Source organism: Klebsiella sp. MBT K-1 (genome assembly GCF_002556465.1).
In the GTDB taxonomy this organism is placed as follows: Bacteria; Pseudomonadota; Gammaproteobacteria; order Enterobacterales; family Enterobacteriaceae; genus Klebsiella; species Klebsiella grimontii.
In genome coordinates, this window is sequence record NZ_PDEL01000008.1 from 218946 (window position 1) to 235527 (window position 16582).

Genomic DNA, 16582 nt, shown 5'->3' on the forward strand with positions numbered 1-16582 from the left:
ACGCCACCCTGACGCTACAGCTGGCGGATACCAAATTCAGCAGCTTAATCCTCGGCGCGCTATATCACACCGGAGCGTACCCGGCAGGCGGATGCGATCCCCTATGCCAAAACCGGGGCCAATATTATGGTGCGCAGCTTATCAGACAATATCATCCACCACGCCGCCATCAACGCGTAGCGCCGCACCTGACGTCGCTGAAGCCTGTGTCGAGCAGACGTAAACCACCATATTGGCAACTTCTTCCACCGTGGCCGCGCGCTGAATCACCGAGCTTGGGCGGTTCGCCATCACGAACTCTTTTGCCAGCTGTTCCAGCGATTTCCCGGTTTTCGCGACTTCATCTTTCATCATCTCAGCAAAGCCATCAGAGATAGTTGGCCCCGGTAGCACGCTATTGACCGTGACGCCGCTTCCGGCGACAAACTTCGCCAGCCCGCGGGCCAGCGACAGCTGAGCGGTTTTAGTCACGCCGTAATGAATCATATCCGCCGGAATATTACGTGCCGATTCCGAAGAGATAAACACCACCCGACCCCAGCCTTGCTGCACCATAGCCGGTAGCAGGGCACGGGAAAGACGCACTCCGGACATCACGTTGGTTTGCCAGTAGTTTTCCCAGGTTGCATCATCGGTTTCATAGAAATCCTGCGGGCCGTAAATACCGGCGTTATTCACCAGAATGTCGACCCCGCTCACCGCCTGCACCAGCAAATTGACGCCCTCAGCGCTGCTTAAGTCGGCGATCGCCGGACGCGTTGTTGCGCCGGGAACCGCATTTTGCAAACGGGCGAGGGCCGCGCTCACGCTACGCTCGCTGCGACCATTAATTATCACTTCCGCGCCGCTGGCCGCCAGACCTTTGGCGATGGCGAAACCAATACCGCCGGTAGAGGCGGTGACCAGTGCGACTTTCCCCGATAAATCAATATTCATGCTGACAGCCTTATTTTTTGTCGGACAGACCATTAAGCGTAGCAGCGGATATGAGACTATTGACGTTTTCGGGCTTAATAACCGCTCTGTTTGTTCACCAGGTTTTTCAGCGGCAGCGCCTGCCGCAGCCGCTGGATGTTGTCCAGCAGCTGGCGGGCAATCACCTCCGTCTGCGCGATGGAGGCCATATGCGGAGTGATAACCACCTGCGGATGTTGCCATAGCGGGTCTTGCTGGGGCAGCGGCTCGACGGGGAAGACGTCAAGCAGCGCGCCGGAGAGCTTGCCGCTATCCAGCGCCTCGAGCACGTCCCGATTCACCATATGCTCGCCGCGGCCGCAGTTAATCAGCGCCGCGCCGTCGGGCAACTGCTGCAGTAAAGGATGGGCGAGGATGCCTCGCGTCTGCTCGGTTAACGGCAGGACGTTGATCAGCGCATCCAGTTGGCCAAGGAATTCGCCGGCCTGCGCCTCCCCGTGGTAGCAGCGCACGTCGGTAAGGGCTTTTTCGCTACGCGCCCAGCCGGAAACCCGATACCCCAGCCCGGCCAGCTGCGAGGCGATATAGCCGCCAATTTCGCCGAGGCCCATGACGCCAACGTGATAATCGGCTGCCGCTCGCTGTGGATACATTTTCCAGACGCGCTCGCGCTGGTGGGCCAGCGCCCGGTCAAAGCGCCGCTGAAACCACAGCACGCCCCACAGCGCGTATTCAAACATACCGTGACGAAAATCTTCATCCACCACCCGACAGAGCGGAACGTCGCTGGCGAAAACGCTGGCGGGCAAATGGTCGACGCCGGCGGACGCGGCCTGGATCAGCTTCAGCTGAGGCGAGCGCGCCAGCAGCTGCGGGTCGGGAAACCAGCAGCAGGCGTATTGCGCCTCGCGGGCGGCGGGGTCCTCTGGCAGAACCGCTTTCACTTGCGGAAACAGCGCGAGCGCGGCGCAAATTTCCTCGCTGTACTGAGGATCGTTACAATCCACGACGATGGTTAACTGAGTCATAGGCATTAGCTTTTATAAGAAGTATCAAGACGATCGAGGCGGCGTAGCCACGCCTGCCACACCAGCTGGCGTTCATGTTCAACCCCCATCAGCTGCTCGCAGGCGTGTCGGCTCAGCGGCTCAGGTATCGTATGAATGGGGCTGAGTGGCGCCAGCTGCGCGGCGGCCATCTGGATCTCGCAGGCGCGGTTCAGGTAGTACATGATATAAAACGCATCGGCGACGGTGCGCCCGACCGACAGCAGGCCGTGGCTTTGCAGGATCATGGCGATGTTCTCGCCGAGCGAGCGCTGGATCCGCACCCGTTCATCGAGATCGAACGCCACGCCTTCATAAGGATGGTAGCCGACGCGTTGATAAAATTCGGTGTTGATTTGGTTAAGCTGCAGCAGCCCGTCTGCGCAGGCGGCAACCGCCATCCCCGGCAGCGTATGGGTGTGGATCACGCAGTGGGCGTCTTCGCGGGCCATATGGACCGCGCTATGAATCGTAAAGCCCGCCGAGTTCGCCGGGGCGCTGCCTTCGACGACCTTACCCTGCATATCGACCACGATTAAATTGCTGGCGGTGACTTCGTCAAACATCATGCCGAAGGGGTTAATCAAAAACCGCGGCTCGCCGTCGCCGGGCAGGCGTACGGAAAAGTGGGTATACAGCGTGTCTTCCCAGCCGAAGAGCGCCGCCAGACGATAGGCGGCGGCCAGCTGCTGGCGTAGTTCCCGTTCAGTTGCCATTTATTGCACTCCCATAAATTCACGAATGCGGGTCAGCGACGGATCGGCGACATCGTTACGAATGCGCTGCGGCGGCATATCGCTCTGCACGACGCCGTTTTCCATCATCACCACCCGGTCAGAAATTGATAAGGCGAAGTCCATCTCGTGGGTCACGATAATCATCGTCATGCCTTCGCGGGCGAGGGACTGAATGACCTTCAGCACTTCGCCAACCAGTTCAGGGTCCAGCGCCGACGTGGGTTCATCAAACAGCATGATGTCCGGTTTCAGCGCCAGGGCGCGGGCAATGGCTACGCGCTGCTGCTGGCCGCCGGAGAGCTGGTACGGGTACTTTTCGGCGTGCGCCAGCAGACCGACGCGATCCAGCAGCCACAGCGCCTGCTCCCTGGCGGCGGCGCGGTCAAGCAGCTTGTGATAGAGCGGGGCGAGCATCACGTTATCCAGCACCGTGCGGTGGGGAAACAGGTTGAAGCCCTGGAACACCATGCCGATGCGGCGTACGCCCGCGCGCATTTGCTGTTTATCGACAACGGATGCGCCTTTCAGATAATCCTCGCCGTAAAGAATGATCTCGCCGCCGTCGATGCTCTCAAGGGCGTTAATCGTGCGGATCAGGGTGGTCTTGCCGGAGCCGGACGGGCCGATGATGCTGATCACCTCGCCGTTTTCCACTTTCAGGTCGATGCCTTTCAGCACGTGGTGTTGGCCCCAGGATTTTTCGATGGCATGGAGATCCAGCGCCGGCGGGTTGCCGTTGGCGGCCTGCGCTTTTTGCATCTGTACCGGCGGCTTCAGGTTCTGGCGCAGGGTTGCGCATTCACTCTCATTGAGCGTTTGCGGACGCTTACGTTGAATATCCAGCAGGTTTTCCAGCCCCCTGAACAGCCAGGTAAACACCGTCACCACCATGACGTAATAAACGGCGACCGCCAGCAGCGTCTCCATGACGAGGAAATTCTGCGCATACAGGCGCTGGCCGGTCAGCAGCAGTTCCGGCAGCGAAATCACCGACAGAATCGAGCTGAGTTTGATGATGGTGATGTATTCGTTAATCAGGGTGGGCAGGGAAATACGAAACGCCTGCGGGATAATAATTAAGCGCTGAACGCCGATAAAACTAAAGCTTAAGGCATGGCCGGCTTCGCTTTGCCCTTTGGCGACCGAAAGCAGTCCGCCGCGATGGATTTCCGCCATATAGGCCGCTTCGGTCACCGTCATCGATACCAGCCCGGCAATAAACGGAATGCCGAGCAGCGGTTGGGTGGCCGGAAACAGCTGCGGCAGGTTATAGACAAAGACCAGCAGGACCATCAGCGGCACGCTGCGGAAAAACCAAATATAGAGTTCGACGGGAACCTTCAGCCAGCGCGGGCCGGAGAGCTTAGCGCAGGCTAAAAGAAAACCTAATATCAGGCCAATAAACCAGGACAATGAACTGACGACAACTACGGTGACACACGCCTGCCAGAATGCCCCAACGCTAAATAATGAGAAAAAGTATCCCCAATCGAACTCCATACCGACTCCCGTTTCATTATTGTATTAGTTGATGCTTTCTAAGTTGTATTTCTTGATGATGGCGTCGTATTTGCCGTTGGCTTTAAGGGTGGCTAACGTTGATTTAATGGCCTCGGCCAACTCGGTATTGCCTTTGGCGACGTAAATTCCCAGCGGCAGCGGATAGACCAGGCGGTTTGAGCTAATGGCCAGGCGACCGCGGCTTTTTTCGACGATAATTTGCGCCGCCGGGGCGATTTCTAACTGGGCGTTGATATTTTTCGACAGCAGGGCCTGGGAGGCTTCCGGCGCGGTCGGGAATTCCTGAATACTAATGGCCGGTTTGCCGTTTTTCAGACAGTACTCGTCGGAGTGCGTTTTCAGGCTCGAAACCCAGGCGGTACCCGCCTGCAGTCCCACCTTCACGCCGCACAGTTCGTCTTCCGTTTTCGGCTGAATAGTGCTGTTTTTTAGCGCAATGATTGACGCGCCGGACAGGGCATAAGGGATAGCGTCCGCCTGCTTCTGGCGCTCGGGCGTCACGTACATACCGGAGATCACCGCATCGTATTTTTTACCGATGCCTAAGATCAGACTGGTGAACTTCGTGTCGATAAGCTGCGGTTTGGCCTTCAGATGCTCGGCGATCAGCGCCGCGAACTCCGGGTCGATACCGACAATGTTGTTATTGCTGTCGTAGGACTCAAAGGGCGGATAGGTCACCTCCATCCCCACTTTAAATACGCCCTCGGTCAGCAGCTCTGCGGCCTGAGCCAGCGGTGAAAAACAAGCGGTGACGGCGATGGATAAAGCCACACGGCGCGAGAGTTTTTTTAGCGTTTTGTTCATCATTTATCCTCACGGGTTATTTACGGTTTTTTGCTGTGCTTGTTTTTTCAGATGACCAAAGGTGTTAGTGCCGCGGGCGCGTTCGGGGAGCTGGAGCTCGCCTCGGGTGACTTTCTCGCGCAGGTAGCGATAGGTCTGTAACGCCTGGCTCCACATATGCTCACCAATGCTCAGTTCTTGATACTCGCTGGCTTCGCCTGCCTCAAGGAAACCCGGCAGCGGGCGGATCAGCGTGTGGTAGTCGCAGGCGAAGAACAGCGGGAAGGAGTAGCGCTCCTGCGGCACCTTGCGTACGCGGTGTGCAGTTGCAATAAATGTGCCAGCGCTCAGGACTTCGAGCATGTCGCCGATATTAATCACGAAAGCCTCTTCTCCGGTCGCGTTCTTCAGCGGCGGGGCGTCGATCCAGTCGCTATCTTCATTCAGCACTTCAAGACCCGGCTGGTCGGCGAGCAGCAGAGTGAAGCACTCATAGTCGGTATGTGCACCAATACCGGGAACGTCTTCGGCGCTGGCGTCAAAGGGGTAGTGGATCAGGCGCAGCTTCGACGGCGGGCAGGTGACCATCGACCTGAAATAGCCTTCCGGCAGGCCAAGGGCGAGAGCGAAGGCGTCAAACAGGCGATGTCCAAGGGCGAAGACCGCCTCATAGTAGGCCAGCACCCGGGATTTAAACGCCGGCACGTCCGGCCACTCGTTGGCGCCAATCAGCGGCGTTTTCGCGATGACGTACGGGTGGTCGTCAGCGGCCTGAAAGCCGATATCGAACGCTTCTTTGTGATCCGGCTTGCCGGAGCCGTAAATCTCTTCGCCTTCCGGAACGTAGCCTTTATGGCTTTTCGACTGTCCGATGTAGTACGCCATCTTGCGCTCCATCGGCAGGGCGAAAATCTCTTTGGCCGCCGCGCGGACCCCGGCAATCAGTTCAGGCGCGATGCCGTGGCCGGTAATGTAGAAAAAGCCGACTTCGCGGGCCGCCTGGCCGATAGCGTCGGCCACCGCCTGGCGTCGGGCGAGATCGTCGCAGGTCAGGTCGCTGATATCGATGGTCGGTAATTCAGTAAAAGAACTTTTTGCAGCGGTCATTTCTTCAGTTCCTTATTCAGTTAGCGAGGTGGATTCAACAAAATGCCGCTGTTCACGCTGGGCCATCCAGGCATTCAGCGACCACAGGTCGGCGACCGGAACGTTAGTAAACGGCAGGTGATGCAGGTAGCCATCGGGGCCAAACTCCGGCGTAAGGGTGGTTTGCTGGTAGCCGCGCCGGCGCTGCGATTGCCAGATCTGTTCCCAGAAGCGCTGTTGAAACTGCAGGGCCGACTGATATTCCGGCGCGGCGGGGTGCGGCACCTGCGGTCCCTGGTCGTAGCCGACGCGGGCCTGAATATGGTGAACCCGTTCGATAAAAGCGCTGAAGTCATCGCAGGGGTCATCCAGCAGGCGCTCGCTTACCACGATCCAGTGGCTGATATCGGCGGTAAAGCGCAGCTGCGGCAGCTGTTGAACGATCTCCAGCGTCAGCCACGGGCTATACAGCGACGTGGCGCGATGGGTTTCAAAGCTGCAGAACAGCTCATATTCGGCGGCGAGCTCATGCGCCCTGCCGAGAAAATCCACCTGCTGCGCCAGCGGCCAGCGGTCGTTACCGGCCAGCAGGTTTACGAAGCGCGGATTAAGCGCTTTTGCCGCCGCAAAACGTTCTTTTAAGCGCTCCAGGTGCTGCGCGGGCGTTTCGCTCTGAGCCGGAATGACGCCGCCGCCGCTGAAGGCAATGGCGATATACTCCAGCGCGGACGCGTCGATGCGTTGGGCCAGCGTCCGCTGCTCTTCCACCGTCAGCGGAACCCGCGCTTCAATGCCGCAGCAGCCGACGCTTTTGAGTTCGTTGACCGTTTGCTGCCACGGGGTGGTGACGCCCCACAGCGTACGAAAGACGTTAAGCTGCATGGTTTTTCCTCTATGGGTATTTCACGCCGGGGAGAACGCAGAGCATTTCATACAGCAGGTTGGCGGCCAGCTGGGATGTGTTGCCGCTGACGTCGTAGGGAGGCGAGACCTCGACCAGGTCGCAGCCTATCAGGTTCAGGCCGCGGCAGCCGCGCACGATTTCCAGCGCCTGAATCGATGTCAGGCCGCCGACTTCCGGAGTGCCGGTGCCGGGTGCCCAGATGGGGTCGAGGCTATCGATATCAAAGCTGAGATAAACCGGGCCATCTCCCATCTGCTGGCGAACCTCGGCCATTAGCGGGGCCAGGGATTTGTGCCAGCACTGCTCCGCCTGGACCAGACGAAAGCCGCGATCGACGCCCCACTGGAAGTCGCCGGCGGCGTAGCCCTGCGCGCGTTGGCCTATCTGAACGACGCGTTTGAGGTCCAGCAGCCCCTCTTCGACGGCGCGGCGGAAGGTGGTGCCGTGGGCGATCTTTTCGCCGAACATTTCATCGTTGGTATCGGTGTGGGCATCGATGTGAATCAGCCCAACCGGACCGTGCTTTTTGGTTAGCGCGCGCAGTATGGGCAGGGTAATGGTGTGATCGCCCCCGAGAGTCAGGGGGATAAGCGGAAAACTATTCAAACCGGTGTAGTAATCTTCGATAATTTGCACCGATTTAAGCAGATTGTAGGTGTTAATCGGTACGTCGCCGATATCCGCTACCGACAGAGAATCAAAAGGCGCGGCGCCGGTGGCCATATTGTACGGACGAATCATCACCGATTCGGTACGAATGTAGCGCGGCCCGTAGCGCGTTCCGGAACGTTGTGAGGTCCCGATATCCAGCGGGATGCCGACAAATGCTGCATCAAGTCCCTGTAAGTTATCAATAAATGGCAGGCGCATCATTGTGGCGCGGCCGCCAAAACGCGGCATTTCGTTGCCACCCTGCGGTTGATGAAAGACGTTATCCATTTCAGCTCCTGAATCTGACCAACAAAACTCAACAACTGGGATAGTGCGAAAGATGCGCTGGACTTTAAATCGTCTGCCGCAAATACTTAGTTCATTTATTAGTGAACTAAAACGCCATGCTTAACGACGCGACGCTTAACATTCGACAGCTCCAGGTTTTTGAGGCGGTGGCCCGTCTTGAGAGCTATGGCCGGGCCCAGCAGGAGCTGGGGATTTCCGTTTCCGCAATCAGCAATGCGATGTCGCAGCTGGAAGGCCAGCTTGGCTTTAGCCTGTGCCAGCGCGGGCGCGGCGGCTTTGCGCTGACCGAAAAAGGGCAGCATTTTTTACAGCAGGCGATCCGCGTGCTGAGTGAACTGAACGAGCTAGAGCGCCAGTCGGCGCTGCTGAAAGGCGAGCATAGCGGTACGATTTGTATCTCAACGCTTGATTCCATCGAAACGGAAACCGCGCTGTCGCTGCCGGTGGTGCTGCGCAGCTTTAGCGATAAGTTTCCCAATGTGCATATCAAGCTGATTATCCGTACCCCGGCGGAACAGCTAAACGGCGTACTGAATAACCATATCGATCTCGCTATCGGCAGCTACAACTCGCGGGTGCATAACATCATTAGCGAACCGCTCTACCGCGAGCAGCACTGGCTCTACTGCAGCGACCTGCATCCTATGTTCTTTAGCCGACAGCTCGATAAAGAGCTGATCAGCCAGTGTCCGCTGGTGACGCGCAGCTACTGGAATACCAGCGATCTGCGGCGGCGCGGCTTCAGCAAGGGCAGCGCGACCGTTGAAACCGTCGATGCGCAGCTGCTGTTGATCCTGTCCGGGAAATATATCGGCTACCTTCCCGAGCACTACGCCTGGCCTTGGATTAAGGAGAATCGCCTGCGCGTGCTGCTGCCCAATGAGTTTGGCTTTCAATCTCCCTTCTCAGCGATATGCAAACGCGGGCGCAGCAATGAACCTTACCTGAAGGAGTTTCGCAATCTTCTGAAGAAGAATACGGTGGCCAGACCGAAGTGGAGTGAGTGATCTTTTGGTCTGGATTTAGAAAAAACTTATGCCTGATTTGATTTGGCAAACGCCCGTTGAATATCAGGCATATAAACTGCGGTTTGCTATTAAAAATATGAATTTGAGTAAAATCTCAGATAAAAATATCGCCTGGTACCAGGATAATTCCCATCTATTAATTGGTTAAAAAATAGCCTTTTTGTGTGTTTTTTCTGAATTAATGGCAAATCTAACGCCTGGCGTTGTTTGTTAAAATTTTTTCTGCTGGAATCGACAAATATATTTTTTGAAATTTTTTTCTAATGGATGGGAAAATGATAAGAAATAGATTATTAGCATTGGTGTGCATTTCTGTCGGTTTATTACAGGGGTGCGCTAATGTTAAAAAACCACAGAGCGCGCTAATAAAAAAAGATGTGATGCAAAATGAACAGCCGGCTCAGATTCCTGCCTTACAGCAGTGTATCCAGGATGTTGATGCTTTAGTTAAGCTCGATAAAAAGTTTCAGCAGGATTCAAACGAGCTGTATGGTTTAATCAACGACGCTAAGTTTTATGCTTCTGTTTCAAGCCAAACGTCGGCCAGCGTAAAGTCAACGATTACTCCACTTTTTGAATACAAGATAAATGATAAGTGTAATAGTATTTCGCAGAAATTAATTAAAGAGTTCGAAATCCGGGCAAGAAAAGCCGAACTTAAGAATGGGCTGGCCAGATGATGTACCATAAGGGGGAATTGAATATATATAATCTTCGCGGTCTTGCGATTTTATTGTCTCTCTTTACCCTTATTGTGATTTTTCCCGCTCGTGCTGAGAGAGGAGATTTCCTTGATAATATATCGAAACTCGAAATCAACAATCCGCCGGCCTCAGACGCCGCCAGCGGGGATTCGGCGTCGGCTAAACAACATAACGATAGCCGTGATAAAAAAGCACCGCAAAAGCAGGACGTCGTCAGAAAGAAAGTGAATCAGACGAAAACTGAAAGTACGCTTAGCGCTTTGCGCAAACAAAATGCGGAGCTGAGCGCTGCGGCCAAAGCGGCGGAGAAAAAGCTCGATGAAACGACGCGCCAGCTGTCGGCGCAGATTGCCGCGCTGAAAGCGCAGCGTGGGCAGCAAGAGAGCGGCGATCCTGCCGCCGCTAGCGCGCTGATGAAGAAAAACGCCGAGCTGACCGCCGCCGCCGACGCGGCGCAAAAAAAGCTGGATGACACGACCCGCGACCTGTCGGCGCAAATTAGCGCATTGAAGGCTCAGTATGCGCAGCGCGAAAGCGGGCAGAAAACCGCGCTTGATGCGCTAACGAAAAAGAACGCCGAGCTGGCCGCCGCTGCTGCTGCCGCGCAGAAAAAGCTCGATGACACGACCCGCACGATGTCGGTGCAAATCGCCGCGCTGCAAACCCAGAAGGAGCAGGGGGAGAGCCTGCAAAAAACCACCATCGATACGCTGATGGGAAAGAATCTGGAACTTCGCGCAGCAGCAACAGCGGCGCAGAAAAAGCTGGATGAGACCACCCGCACGCTATCGGCGCAGATTGCCGCGCTGAAAACTGAGAACACGCAGGGCGAAAGCCAGCAAAAAACCGCTCTTGACGCGCTGTCGAAAAAGAACGCTGAGCTCATCGCGGCGGCTGAAACGGCGCAGAAAAAATATGATGCTTCAGTCGCTGCGTTGAATGATAAAAATAAAGAATTACAGTCAACGCTCGATAGCCTGGCCATCAAGCAAAGCGATGTAAACCTGGCGGATAAAAGCAACAAAAATGCCTATGCGCTGGGTGTTTTCTACCTGACTCAGGCGCTATCCGATGTGAATAAAATGGCCGACAATAATGTCAAGCTAGCGCCTTCAGCGTTGGTTTCCGGGTTTAATGATGCCTATAATAAAAAACTTAGAATGCAGGAAAACGAAATTGAAAGCATCGTCAACATGCTTAACGAAAAACTATCGTCTAAGTACATTGATATTGAAAAAAGAATCATGGCTAAAATCAAAAACAAAAAATATGAGGTTTTGCCTAATGGCGTCTATTTTGTGATTGATAAAAAGGGGAAAGCTCCGTACAAGCAGAATGAGACTTTATCCTTGAATATTCTGGAGAAAAAGATGGATGGTACGCCGATACTTAATACGATGAATTCAACGATGGTGTACGATAAACAAACCGATCCGCTGCTGGCTAAGGTATTATCATCCGGTTTTAAAGGCGGAACGGTAACGCTGTATGGTCAGGCCGGCTCATTATATAGCACCACGCCGGCTGACGTGAATCCTGATACTTTAATCTCCATCACCTTCGAGTTAATGCCCTAAACGATAAATAGCGAGTTCCGGCCGGATTTACGCATCCGCAAAGTCATTGCCCGTATACGAAATGTTTGCAGTCACGCGCCTGGGACGGATATTGCTTCTGTAACAATCGCCTGGCGGGCAGATTATTACCCAGCGCGCATTTAACCGGTCGCTTCCAACTGCAGTAAATCCATCAGATATATGAGGTTTGAGTCAAAGGCGTTAGGGTAGTCACCGAAGCTCTGTTTGATTTGTTGTTTGGTCAGAAGTCGGTAGTAGCGGAACTGCCAGAGCTTACTACCGCTGGACTTGATTAATAGGGTAATTCCGTCACCATCATACTGCTGCTAATCATCATATTTAGGTTTGGCGGCTTTGGTTTCCGTATCAGTTAACGGCTTGGTTTTCTTGCCATGGGGAGTCTCCATGCGTTTAGGCCCAACGAAAACAATAGAGCTTTGCGTTGGGCCTATCAATGGGCCTAAAAGGTTCAGATTAAATTAGTTTGCTTGAGATTTTGCGGGACAAATTGAGGGCACAAAAAAGCCCGCAGGGCTTGCGCCGTGCGGGCTTTCAGGACTTCATCGGATGACTCTGGTAATCACCGATGGAGAATTTTGGGCTGGCGTCCTTGTAATTGATGGGGGAGGTGGTTGAGTTTGTTGGGGATTTTGATTTTTTGCGCGAAGGGGAAGGCGCAAAAAGAGTGGTGATGATGTTGATATGGAAGGGGTTTTTTATCTGCTTGATTTTTAAGTTGATTGTTGGAGGCGGATTTTCCGTGCTAGTTTAGGCTCTGGTGGACGCTATAGGCTTGTCGTTCGTTTCCGGAAGTGAGCATTTCTGTCGGATAATTCACTATCTTGAATTTTCCGGGCGGAAAATCATGCTTATCTAATACACACTAACAACCGAAGGCGATACCGGTATCCGGCTTAAGTGTCACGACGTTGCCGGTATGACGGTGCGCTGGCTTTTTATGGCCAGATTTTGCCAGCAACAGGTTATTCGCCTGCATGATCCGGTAAATACTTTTGGGGTTAGCGAACCTAGAGTAGCGCAATCCGCGAAATTGAGACGCCAACTTGCTTAAGCTTCATTATGATAAACTGACCGTTTCAGGCCATTGAAAACATCAACACTGGTGTTTGAGAATGGCTATTAGATATGTGACTCGGGGTGCCATGAGCAGGTTCAAGGATTTTATGAATAGTGATGCTCGCGCTCGCTATGAGAAACGTAAACAGCGGCGCGTGTATATCTACATTGATAATATTGAGCCGCAATCAAAGAAAATGCCCGAAGCCGAACGGGATAAATTCCAAGAAGCGGTAGCCGAACAGCTAACCACTTTGAAACGAGCTACATTCACAGGCGACGTTGCACTGAAAATTGATCTTGCGACAACAAGTAAGAACGCGCCGCAAGCACACACCATCGCTAAGAACTTGTTGGATCTTCTCGGCGTACGCCGCTCGAATGTGAAATGGCCACGCCGACACCTCTTGTATAAAGATGACCGGCAAATTCAGGCGCTCTCCGTTTCCTGTCGCCACGGAGAAATCTCTCCTGCTATCAGCATCGGAGCGCAGCCATTCGGGTCTATGCTCGATGATCTTGAACTTGCGACTGAAGCAAGGCGCTCCATCGAGATGAGCAGCGACTATTTTTATGAGCAAGATTGTGAGGCCGACTGGATAAAGACATTCCGTGACCTCATAGACAACGAGACAAATTACCGTCGAAGTCTCGGTGACGATGGATACGATGCTTACAGGAAGATGGTACGATGGTACGCGCAGCGGGCCTTGCTCAAGAGCAGCGGCGTCACCATTCCCGTTTTAAACTGGATGTACGGTGGTCCGAAAGACATTCCTACGGGTTTTGGGCAAGAAATGTGGGCGAGCCTCATAAGCGCATCCAAGATCCGCCTGCAGGTTGGTGAACTACCGATTACTAAAGGCAGTTCGGACGAATTTAAGCAGAACGTCTCGAAAGAAATCACCGCCTTCAAGAATCGCTGGGATTGGCTTATCAATCCTCTTGTCGTTTCGGTAGCTCTTGAAGTCATTATCCGACCAAACCCGGCGACACCGCCGGCCGTACTTCATGATTTGGACAATATTGTCCGGGACTATCTGCTTCCTAGCATCGTTCCTAAATTCGGCACGGTATCAGATCATCGCTGGACAATTGACTTCAACGAATTGCAGAGAACCAATCCCGAGATTGCAAAATCTTGGGGGCCGAATCCCATGCCACCGCCAGGAACAAAGTCAGGTGTCACGCGATACGAAGCGTGGCGGCTTCCACCCGTTGCGGGTGAGCCGGGATTCGTTAGCGTAGCCCTCCTTGCAGACGTAGGCGCGACCGGCGATCACATGGATGAAATCGACAAAAGCATCAAAACATGGGCATCTTATAGCGATCGTAATGACCGATACTAAATGCGAAACTTACACTCCATAGCGAAAGCGCCGAGTGCAGCGCTGCAAATGTGAAGGCATAGGCTGCAGCATAGCAGAAATAAACGCGTCACCCGAAGTACGACGCTCTTGCGAGGTAAGATGACGATCCGTCACTGCATTGATCGCAACTTTAGCGCGTTGCTGGTGTGTTTTGGCATTCTGCCGGCCGCCACGGGTGGATCCTGCTGACCGTTCAGGAATGCCAGATTCAACGCAGGAGGCATAAGTTCGCAATTTAGTTGCACGCAGTCAGCCAGTAGACCCTAGCCGACAGGACCGAAACGCGTCCCTTCGCGGTTCGACTAAGCTTTCCGGCTTTGCCGGTTAGCGTATGTGGGCTGACGACCCGAGATATCGGCGAGACTAAGGGGGTTAGTAAAGTTACAAATTGAATAGCAGCTAAGTGCCAAAAGCTGACATCTTCATTTTAGATGAATTTGTCAACTACATATTATGACGCTTTTCATATTTTGATGCCTTCTCCTAAATACTACTAACCCAATTCTCATCTATTTCGCTATCAATCACAATCTTATTGAATAACCCTCAGTCACTATCTATACAGTCTTTTTGCTAGTGGTTCTATGGATGATGAATAGCAAAACTCTCTATTCATATTGTCTATCAATTCAAAAACTTGATCTTCAACCTCATAATAATCATTTCTAGGTAATCGAGGATGGATTATTCCAAAATCTCGAAGCAAATTCGTGATATTATTTTGATGCCTTACGTAAGAGAAAGAACCTGATTTGGCTAGTGAACATGCAGTATTTGAGTCACTTATAGCACTGTTTAATTTTACAATCAGATTGCAGTAGTCTTGAGATATGGATGTAGAGCCAGAACGAGATTTATTAAAAATGATGTTATACCATTTGAATATATCAAATGAAGATGCGGATAGACGATCTCTTTTATTTATTTCGTATGATAAGTACTCTTGAAATATCTTAAAGTGTGATATATGGTTGCCAAGAGCTGACACGCTGACACTATTAGTATACCCAAGCAATGCAACAATTATTCCACCTATGCTAGCTACTAACCCCAATAATATAAAAGTTGCTTGCAATATTAATATTGATTGTGAGTAACCGTTAGTGAAATTTGAAATACAGGTATTATTGAAACAAAAAGTCCGACTAAAAAAACCTTCTTGCACTCCAGTTAAAATAAATGAAGTTACAAAAAGTATAATGCCTAGAGTAACAATAGTAATCAAACATAGAAGCAAGATTCTAAGAGAGTGTGAATCAATTTTTTCTAGAAGGATATAATTTTTGAAAAAATTTTTCATTACTTTAACCTGAAGATTATTGTATGTAGCTCGGTTTTATAGCTTTTGTTTTGTTGCGAAATATAATCGCTTCACGGACAAAGGTTCGTTGTAAAATATTTATACGCTCATGCACTCTATGATATCTTTTCCAATACCAATAAGTATCATGCTTACCTTTATGAAAATCATCTTCAAGGTTGGCTAAGGAAATAGACACCCTATCAAGATCTTTTTTTGATGGTAAAGGGAAAAGTTTAAAAAGTCGATTTACTAAGCTTTCATATTGAGAGTGATTTACCCGCTTAAGTTTATTGACTCGGCCCATGCATCTGTTGAAATCCTTTCTATAAGCATGAGTTGTACGGTAATTTCTTTCAGCGGCTAAGCTTTCAATATTGCGTACGGATGCTCTAATTCGTTTTGCCTCGTCTGAAGGGAGACGAGGCTCGGAAAATGAAACACGCAACCCATGAACTGTTAATGGAGTAGTCGATGTATAATACTGTTGAGTTTTTTTTAAATTAACAGGTAAATCTTTCTCATGTAACATATTAATAATTATATCTTTTGCATATGAAAAGTCATAATTAGACACTGTTGATGATACTGTTATATCGTCAACTAAGCGAGTATACCTTAAATTCTTTCGAGATAACCTATCAACAATCTTCCATTCGACATCATGTAGACATAAGCAGGATAAATAGCTTGACGTTAACGCTCCTTGTACTAAATGTCCCTCATAACAGCAGATATTTGTCAAAGCCTGTGATACATCATCGCTAAAAAAGAAAAATTTAGAAAAGATATTCTCAACATGTATTGCTTGAACATTATCGAAAAAATTTTTAATATCTACTTTTAAAAGGCTTTTCGATTGGCAATGAACTCGCGCACATGCAATGTAATCTTTTTGTTCAATATCTTCATCCAAAAATTGATTTGGTATTGAACCAAATAGATACGACGCCCAAATAATAGGAGGGTTTTTCTTTTCTCGTCCTTTTGGAGTGTATATATTAAATATTCTCCTGTTAATGCGACGTTGAATTTTTCTAATCAATGATTTTGGATTATAAACATTCCTTGTGGTACCATCACTTTTTTCAACTTCAGAAGGAGTATATCTTTCTTTATCAGGAGTTGATAATGCTGTTTCAAGTTCGGCTCTAGTTATACTAAGAGTAGAACATAATGAACTAATTGAGTTTATTGCGGAGACAGTTTTCTTTTTAGTATGGCGTATAGGGAAAGACATAATAATCCTTTATACAATATAAGCTCGACCACCTCGAATAAAGAGGACTGGGGGTTATGTTGCTTTTATCGGCTATAACTGACAACTGCCATAATCCCCATGATCGAGCTTACCGTCCAACTCTACTCTGCGTAGCCGAGAGAGAGGCGTGCGTGGGGCCCTCTCCCGAATAGCTTAGTCAAACTAAGCGCCTTGCGGCATTAGTCAATTAAAGACAAATAATCTCAGCCGATTGTTGCAAAAAAGCGGTTCGCTAATGCAGAGGTATATATACACTCATTTGATATAACTGTCAAAATTTTGCTAATGTTGTTATGCGCATGTTTATCAA

14 protein-coding genes and 1 pseudogene are annotated in these 16582 nt (G+C 51.2%); 4 read left to right on the forward strand and 11 right to left on the reverse strand.

Annotated elements, in window-relative coordinates:
- Window positions 1-141: 141 nt before the first annotated feature.
- The 8 genes from CMQ96_RS14285 to speB all read right to left on the reverse strand — a co-directional run bounded on the left by CMQ96_RS14285 (window position 142) and on the right by speB (window position 7934).
- Complete coding sequence (locus tag CMQ96_RS14285; protein WP_004135085.1) at window positions 142-936, reverse strand: SDR family NAD(P)-dependent oxidoreductase; 795 nt, start codon at window positions 934-936, stop codon at window positions 142-144.
- A 74-nt stretch (window positions 937-1010) separates the two neighbouring features.
- Entirely contained in the window at window positions 1011-1943 is a 933-nt protein-coding gene (locus CMQ96_RS14290) for a glyoxylate/hydroxypyruvate reductase A (protein WP_024358402.1), read from the reverse strand.
- 5 nt (window positions 1944-1948) lie between these two features.
- The gene (locus CMQ96_RS14295) at window positions 1949-2677 is read right to left on the reverse strand and encodes a class II aldolase/adducin family protein (protein WP_049130998.1); all 729 of its coding nucleotides are present in this window, start codon (window positions 2675-2677) and stop codon (window positions 1949-1951) included.
- Complete coding sequence (locus CMQ96_RS14300; RefSeq protein WP_049130999.1) at window positions 2678-4198, reverse strand: amino acid ABC transporter permease/ATP-binding protein; 1521 nt, start codon at window positions 4196-4198, stop codon at window positions 2678-2680. It abuts the gene before it with no gap.
- Window positions 4199-4222: 24 nt separating this feature from the next.
- Window positions 4223-5026 carry an ABC transporter substrate-binding protein gene (locus CMQ96_RS14305; RefSeq protein WP_024358401.1) on the reverse strand — a complete coding sequence of 268 codons (804 nt, stop codon included), beginning with the start codon at window positions 5024-5026 and terminating at the stop codon, window positions 4223-4225.
- 9 nt (window positions 5027-5035) lie between these two features.
- The gene (locus CMQ96_RS14310) at window positions 5036-6112 is read right to left on the reverse strand and encodes an isopenicillin N synthase family oxygenase (RefSeq protein ID WP_049131002.1); all 1077 of its coding nucleotides are present in this window, start codon (window positions 6110-6112) and stop codon (window positions 5036-5038) included.
- A gap of 12 nt (window positions 6113-6124) precedes the next feature.
- Window positions 6125-6973, reverse strand: coding sequence for a sugar phosphate isomerase/epimerase (locus CMQ96_RS14315; RefSeq protein ID WP_049131004.1), 849 nt, complete (start codon window positions 6971-6973; stop codon window positions 6125-6127).
- Window positions 6974-6983: 10 nt separating this feature from the next.
- Complete coding sequence (speB, locus tag CMQ96_RS14320) at window positions 6984-7934, reverse strand: agmatinase (protein ID WP_004135100.1); 951 nt, start codon at window positions 7932-7934, stop codon at window positions 6984-6986.
- Window positions 7935-8050: 116 nt separating this feature from the next.
- Here speB and CMQ96_RS14325 point away from each other — a divergent pair, with 116 nt between their 5' ends.
- The 3 genes from CMQ96_RS14325 (at window position 8051) to CMQ96_RS14335 (ending at window position 11264) form a co-directional block, all read left to right on the forward strand.
- A complete protein-coding gene (locus CMQ96_RS14325; protein ID WP_004135102.1) occupies window positions 8051-8962 on the forward strand; it encodes a LysR family transcriptional regulator in 912 nt (303 codons plus the stop codon).
- Between the two features lie 296 nt (window positions 8963-9258).
- A complete protein-coding gene (locus tag CMQ96_RS14330) occupies window positions 9259-9663 on the forward strand; it encodes a hypothetical protein (protein WP_049085044.1) in 405 nt (134 codons plus the stop codon).
- 248 nt (window positions 9664-9911) lie between these two features.
- Window positions 9912-11264 (forward strand): FKBP-type peptidyl-prolyl cis-trans isomerase N-terminal domain-containing protein, encoded by a 1353-nt coding sequence (locus tag CMQ96_RS14335; RefSeq protein WP_224256369.1) that lies wholly within the window; start codon window positions 9912-9914, stop codon window positions 11262-11264.
- Window positions 11265-11467: 203 nt separating this feature from the next.
- Here the strand turns inward: CMQ96_RS14335 and CMQ96_RS14340 are convergent.
- Window positions 11468-11671 (reverse strand): annotated as a pseudogene (locus tag CMQ96_RS14340) (integrase arm-type DNA-binding domain-containing protein); the annotation flags it as partial.
- 777 nt (window positions 11672-12448) lie between these two features.
- Between CMQ96_RS14340 and CMQ96_RS14345 the strand changes: the two are divergent.
- Window positions 12449-13690: a hypothetical protein gene (locus CMQ96_RS14345; protein ID WP_217993229.1), complete on the forward strand. Its 1242-nt coding sequence runs from the start codon at window positions 12449-12451 to the stop codon at window positions 13688-13690.
- A 574-nt stretch (window positions 13691-14264) separates the two neighbouring features.
- On the opposite strand, the gene CMQ96_RS28360 is transcribed toward CMQ96_RS14345, so the two are convergent.
- The gene (locus CMQ96_RS28360) at window positions 14265-15011 is read right to left on the reverse strand and encodes a retron Ec48 family effector membrane protein (RefSeq protein ID WP_141522387.1); all 747 of its coding nucleotides are present in this window, start codon (window positions 15009-15011) and stop codon (window positions 14265-14267) included.
- 16 nt (window positions 15012-15027) lie between these two features.
- Window positions 15028-16251, reverse strand: a complete 1224-nt coding sequence (locus CMQ96_RS14350) for a reverse transcriptase family protein (RefSeq protein WP_098066949.1) — start codon at window positions 16249-16251, stop codon at window positions 15028-15030.
- Between the last annotated feature and the right edge of the window lie 331 nt (window positions 16252-16582).